The organism is Desulfosporosinus nitroreducens (genome assembly GCF_023897015.1).
Lineage (GTDB): Bacteria > Bacillota > Desulfitobacteriia > Desulfitobacteriales > Desulfitobacteriaceae > Desulfosporosinus > Desulfosporosinus nitroreducens.
The window spans coordinates 1-5,245 of sequence record NZ_JAMHFY010000058.1 but is presented as its reverse complement, the minus strand read 5'-3'; the positions used below and the strand labels follow the sequence as shown (position 1 = coordinate 5,245).

The 5,245-nt window shown below is 39.0% G+C and carries 7 protein-coding genes; 1 reads left to right on the top strand and 6 read right to left on the bottom strand.

Translation table 11 applies throughout. The features are described 5' to 3' along the window. Nucleotides 1-359: transposase (locus M8E35_RS27130; protein ID WP_445012481.1), on the top strand; the 359-nt coding region annotated here is incomplete at its 5' end. 384 nt (nt 360-743) lie between these two features. Here the strand turns inward: M8E35_RS27130 and M8E35_RS25835 are convergent. From M8E35_RS25835 to dapF, 6 genes are all read right to left on the bottom strand, one after another. Next, on the bottom strand, nt 744-1,277 hold the full coding sequence (locus M8E35_RS25835; protein ID WP_252473844.1) for a flavodoxin domain-containing protein: 534 nt from the start codon (nt 1,275-1,277) through the stop codon (nt 744-746). 374 nt (nt 1,278-1,651) lie between these two features. Then, nucleotides 1,652-2,173, bottom strand: coding sequence for a histidine phosphatase family protein (locus M8E35_RS25830; protein ID WP_252473843.1), 522 nt, complete (start codon nt 2,171-2,173; stop codon nt 1,652-1,654). Nucleotides 2,174-2,446: 273 nt separating this feature from the next. After that, nucleotides 2,447-2,869, bottom strand: coding sequence for a bleomycin resistance protein (locus M8E35_RS25825; protein WP_252473842.1), 423 nt, complete (start codon nt 2,867-2,869; stop codon nt 2,447-2,449). Nucleotides 2,870-3,067: 198 nt separating this feature from the next. After that, entirely contained in the window at nt 3,068-3,754 is a 687-nt protein-coding gene (locus M8E35_RS25820) for a hypothetical protein (RefSeq protein ID WP_252473841.1), read from the bottom strand. A gap of 227 nt (nt 3,755-3,981) precedes the next feature. Then, complete coding sequence (locus tag M8E35_RS25815) at nt 3,982-4,566, bottom strand: hypothetical protein (RefSeq protein WP_252473840.1); 585 nt, start codon at nt 4,564-4,566, stop codon at nt 3,982-3,984. Nucleotides 4,567-4,678: 112 nt separating this feature from the next. Next, nucleotides 4,679-5,245: diaminopimelate epimerase (dapF, locus tag M8E35_RS25810; protein WP_252473839.1), on the bottom strand; the 567-nt coding region annotated here is incomplete at its 5' end.

Below are 5,245 nucleotides of genomic sequence, written 5' to 3'. Positions count from 1 at the left end.
GAGTCGCTATTAGTAACTCTAGAATTTTGGCGTTTGACGGCCAATCGGTTAGTTTTGCTTGGAAGGATTATAAGGACGGTAATAAGCCTAAAGTTATGACTCTTGATGTTGCTGAGTTTTCCAGACGATTTCTTCTTCATGTTCTACCTGATCGTTTCGTTAAGATCCGGCATTATGGTCTCCTTTGCAGCCGTAATATTAAGACAAAGCTTACTAAATGCATGAGACTTACCGGAAAGAAATCCTGGCCTCTAACTGTTAGAGGCCAGAAAGACGCTAAAACCTGCCGTTCATGTGGAAGTACTCATCTTATGACGTTTCTTGTTCCTTTTTCTTCGGGAACAGTGACAAGCCCATAAGCACTGAGAAACTGAATCGTTTCAGAAAGCTACCTGTCTTGGGGAGGGGGAAAGTCTACTCATTTTTAAGGATTCTACCCAGTGTTTTTAATGTGAAGGGCAATTCTCCTTTGAAACTTCTTCATTAGAGAATTAATACCAAAATAGAAAAGATTGAATTCCCATATAGACCAAGTGCGTTCGGCAGACGGTTCAGTACAACATGAGATTCATGAGGTTCTGTACTCTGCACTGAGCAATTGCTTACCTTTAAGCTATTGATGTTGATCAATGGCTTTTTCTCTTTTAAGGAACCTCATAAATCTCTAGAAGTTATATGATGCCGTACGCCCCGCGAAGCCACACTTGAACTCCCCGAACTTTAGATTTCACATTAAAGTATTTTTATGAAGTAACATAAGCAATTAACTCATCTAGTTTTGCCTTTCTTGTATAATCTGTTGGCTTGTTAAAGACTTCAAGAATACCTATTTCATCAGAAGTAAGTTTCTTTTTCCTAATCTTCTTCCATATTATAGATGCCTTTAATAATGACATAAGCATCTTATCAATAGGATTAAGTTTACTGTAATCAAAGCCACCCCGTAAATAAAAGAATTGTATGATTTTTTGCTGTTCTAAAGAAAAGTTCTTTTTCTTTACTTCATTTACTGCCTCTTTTCTTGAGGGTGACATCCCCGTCGCAAAAACAACAACTTTTTTACCTTTGAGTTTGTCAACGTTTTGCGTTATCATCTTAACTCCATTGATACCCACTACATACAAACCGCCACCATAAATCACGCAGTCATAGGCTGACAGCATATTGGTAGCGACTTTTGAAGCATTAATAATATCGGCTGACAACTCCTCCGAAATCCATTCTGCGTATTTCTTTGTAAAACCGGTCTTCGAGTTGTAAATTACCAAGGTTTTCATATCTCGCTCCTCCAAATTCTGGACATACTCGAATAAAGCTACAAACATAAATTTCTACTAAAGTCGTCTTTTAAACAATCACCCGCACGAATGGGCTGATCATTTGCGTACGGTTTCATATAACGTCCCGAGGGTTTGCGACGTCGGGTTACTACATTCATATTCTCTCCGATGTCGCTAAACCCTCTGTTATACGGAGCCGTACGCCCCAAAATTCAGATGCCGCCACGGACGGCGGCCCCTTGAACCACTCGTAAGACCTTACTTCATTAAATATGAAGTATGCGAACTAAAGATTATGCTTATAATCTTTGCCATTAGCAAATATTAATGTTTTATTCTATAAGTGCTGAACAACTCATAATTTTAATTTTTTAGTTTTCCAACGTACTCAACTCGCCTTTTTCGACAACTCTTTTGCCGAAATCATAGTTCTTGGGCTTACCCTTGAAATAATAATTTATTACTCGCGCGTTTGCGGCGTGAGTAACGATTAAGACGTTTTTTCCCTTGTATTTTCCCATAATTATATCGCATAAATCGCAGTTCCGTTTTATAAATGCTTCAAAGCTCTCCGTGCCCATATTACCATTTTTGACTGCTTGCCAAAACAATTTTATCGCTTCCGCGGTTTCCTCCGTGCCCTCAAACTCGCCACAGTTTATTTCTGCAAGTCTGTCATCAAACACAATAGGGCCTTTATAGATAATTTCGCAGAATTGGCGCGCTCGTGTTTGCGGACTGCAAAAACACGCGTCAAAACTGACACTCCTCAAGTTCTCGGCTTGCAGCTTTGCCTGCGCTATTCCTGTTTGATTCAAATAAGCATCTGTACAGCCGTTAAACCTTTTAAATAAATTCCAATCTGTTTGTCCATGACGAACGAGGTATATCATAATTATTTATCCCCCTTATTATACAAATAATCTCTTTATCGCACTTTCCTACTTATATTTAGTAGCTGCAAAGACATTCCCCATAATCCGCGCATGGACGCATGGCCTTTTGCGTACGGTTTCGTATAACGTCCCGAGGGTTTGCGACGCGTCCCAACCGCTTTCATATTATCAAAGTGTCGGCGAAACCCTCTGTTATGCGATGCCGTACGCCCCGCGAAGCCAGGCACAGACTCCCACAAAACCCGCCTGCACAAAGTGCTATTTGTACTATTACTCCACTGTATGTTCCTTTTCGCCTATGTCTTGAGCAAACCTTAACAAATAGCCGTCTGGATCTAAAACTAAAAATTCTTTTTGTCCTACAAGCTTGTTACCTACTCTATACCAATTTTCTTGGATTTCTATTTTAATAGGATAATTATTCCGCTCAATATTTCTATACAATTCATCGATGTTGTTCGTTAGCATTTGTAGATTAATCCCTCGACCATAAGGATATACTAAATCTCCAGTTTCCCAATTTCCATTTCTCTCTACAATCATAATTTGAGATTCTTTCAGTGATAGAAAAGCAAATTTATTCTCCTTTCGCTCATATTCTAAATTGAATGAAAGAATATTCAGATAGAAGTTTAGACTTCTCTCAATATTTGAGACAATTAACTCTGGAATCAGTGCATTAAATTTAAGCATATTAAATCTTCCTCCGCATCGCAACAGATACTAAAACTGAAAAGCCTTTCCCTAGATAATCCACGCATGCCAGTGGACATTCTTGCGTACGGTTTCTCATAACGTCCCGAGGGTTTGCGACGTCGGGTTACTACATTCATATTCTCTCCGATGTTGTAAACCCTCTGTTATATGCCGTAGTCCGGCTTCGAAGGCTAATCAAAGATTATATCCAACTTTCCGATTTTCATTATTAGAAAACAAAATAAGATTTGGACCATTCATTGTTCCCGTTCCATTATTGCCATTCTTCCATGGAATAGTTGTATAAGATAAAATTGTTTGTCTTTGACCAGGGTATAGAATAAAAGTCCCAGGATCTTCTGAATTCTCTACTCTTGTCAAAATCAAATCCTCTGAAAACCATTCATGAGCAATAAAGCTATCTGATGGAATCTTGATACCAAATTCTATTGGATTATTTCCATAATTCGTAAGAGAAATTGCGCCAATTGTCTCAAGTTTCTCATTGTCTAATGAGCTACTAATATTAAAAGAACTGTTTCTAGCGTCATATTCAACTGTAGCTAGACCGCTCTGCATTCTAAAATAAACCGGTTTTACTAGAGACACAACTGACGGAGTAATTATAAATACCAAAAGTAGTAGTACGATAAGTTGTCGACTAGACATCACCCTTCTTGCCTCAAGACATCCGATAATAAATAATACAAAATAGATTATTATGGGATAGTGAAAACCAGTTTGACCATTGGACCATGGGGATATACCAAACCCCAATAATATCTTATCACCGATTGAAAATCCTGTTTCAGTAGTATGTCCTAAAAAAATAGCGAAGAAAATTAATAGTACTGAAATTATCGCCTGCCTTGTAATTTTCAATTTATATCCCCACTTTATTCTCAAAATTCAATCTACATTGATAAATCTTTAAAGAAAACTCCGAAACGGACTATGGCATATAACGTTTAAGAATTTGCGCCGCGTCATATTTCTTTCATATTGGCTAAGTGGCGCTAAATTCTGTGTTATCGGATGTAGCCGGTCCCCAAAGAATCTTAAACACTCAATTAACACCACTGGAAACCCGAATAAACTTTGGAACAGCATCATTTATCCCCACTTACTGAGTACCATTTAAGTTCCTCACTTCTAGTTACATTAGTATTCTTAGGGTACCTGTATTCGAAAAGTGGTGTACCATCCTTAGAAAATGCTATTGGTTTAAGTAGTGATAACTGCATTCCAGTGTTCCACGAGAAGAAAATGGGGTTGCTCACTTTAATGTCTTTCATAATTCGTTGGTTAGGTGGTCCGACTTCAACGGATGTAATATTTGGATCGGAAGTTTCCACGGCAAAAACTGTCGCCTGACCTTTATCATCAGTATAACTCATCCAGCCAACAGTTCTAATAGCATCTGTTGATGTCTCAAGGTGTACAGCTGCGGGTGCTCTCCATAAAAACCAAGACTTAATTGAGATGACGGTCCGGGGTCCACGAGCCGTATTAAATACATAAACCTTACTCCAACCGAAATCGACATCACCAACTGTTACCGCATCTTTTCCAACATCAAAATGGGCTTTAGCTGCTTCTAGTGGGTTAAAGTGATAATTACCTGTAAAAAACCAAAAACATAATCCTAGAAATATGATTAGAAGCAAAATAATCTTAGATTTAATCTTCCCCACATTTCTCCCCCTCCCGGCTATTTCCGATAACGTCCCGAGGGTTTGCGACGTCGGTTACTACATTCATATTCTCTCCGATGTTGCAAACCCTCTGTTATATGGCGTAACAGCTTTACCCCAAACGCATCCACAATTCGTCTGAAAATGTACCACTTGCGACACTCGAAACCGAACCGGTCATATGAACATGTCCGTCAGGATTAATGTCTATGTCAATGACTCCACCGGGCATGTGCACCTTCACCTGATTATCAACTAAACCTAACTTGTATGCAGCGCTTGCTGCAGCACAGCTACTACTGCCAGAAGCCAAAGTATAACCAGCTCCCCGTTCCCAAATCTCAATTCTAATATTCTTTCTATCAAGGATCTTTAGAAATTGAATATTTATCCTATTTGGGAACATCGGATGGGTTTCAATAACAGGCCCTAATTCTTTGGCTTGCTCCTCTGAGATTATATCCATGGGAAACACGCAATGTGGATTACCTATCGATAGACACGTAATCCTGAACGAACCCTTATCCAATTCTAAGACTTCATCCACAACCTCGCGGGATAGCCCTGCCACTGGGATGGATTCACTCAAAAAGGTAACAGTTCCCATATCTACTCTAATTGATTCACCTTTTCCATCTAGTATAGTAACAAGTACCTCCCCACCCAAGGTGTTCAAAGT

What these genes read in the sequence shown, in the direction of transcription:
- M8E35_RS25835 (WP_252473844.1), bottom strand. Translation starts at nt 1,277, where the DNA reads ATGAAAACCTTGGTAATTTACAACTCGAAGACCGGTTTTACAAAGAAA.
- M8E35_RS25830 (WP_252473843.1), bottom strand. Translation starts at nt 2,173, where the DNA reads ATGATATACCTCGTTCGTCATGGACAAACAGATTGGAATTTATTTAAA.
- M8E35_RS25825 (WP_252473842.1), bottom strand. Translation starts at nt 2,869, where the DNA reads ATGCTTAAATTTAATGCACTGATTCCAGAGTTAATTGTCTCAAATATT.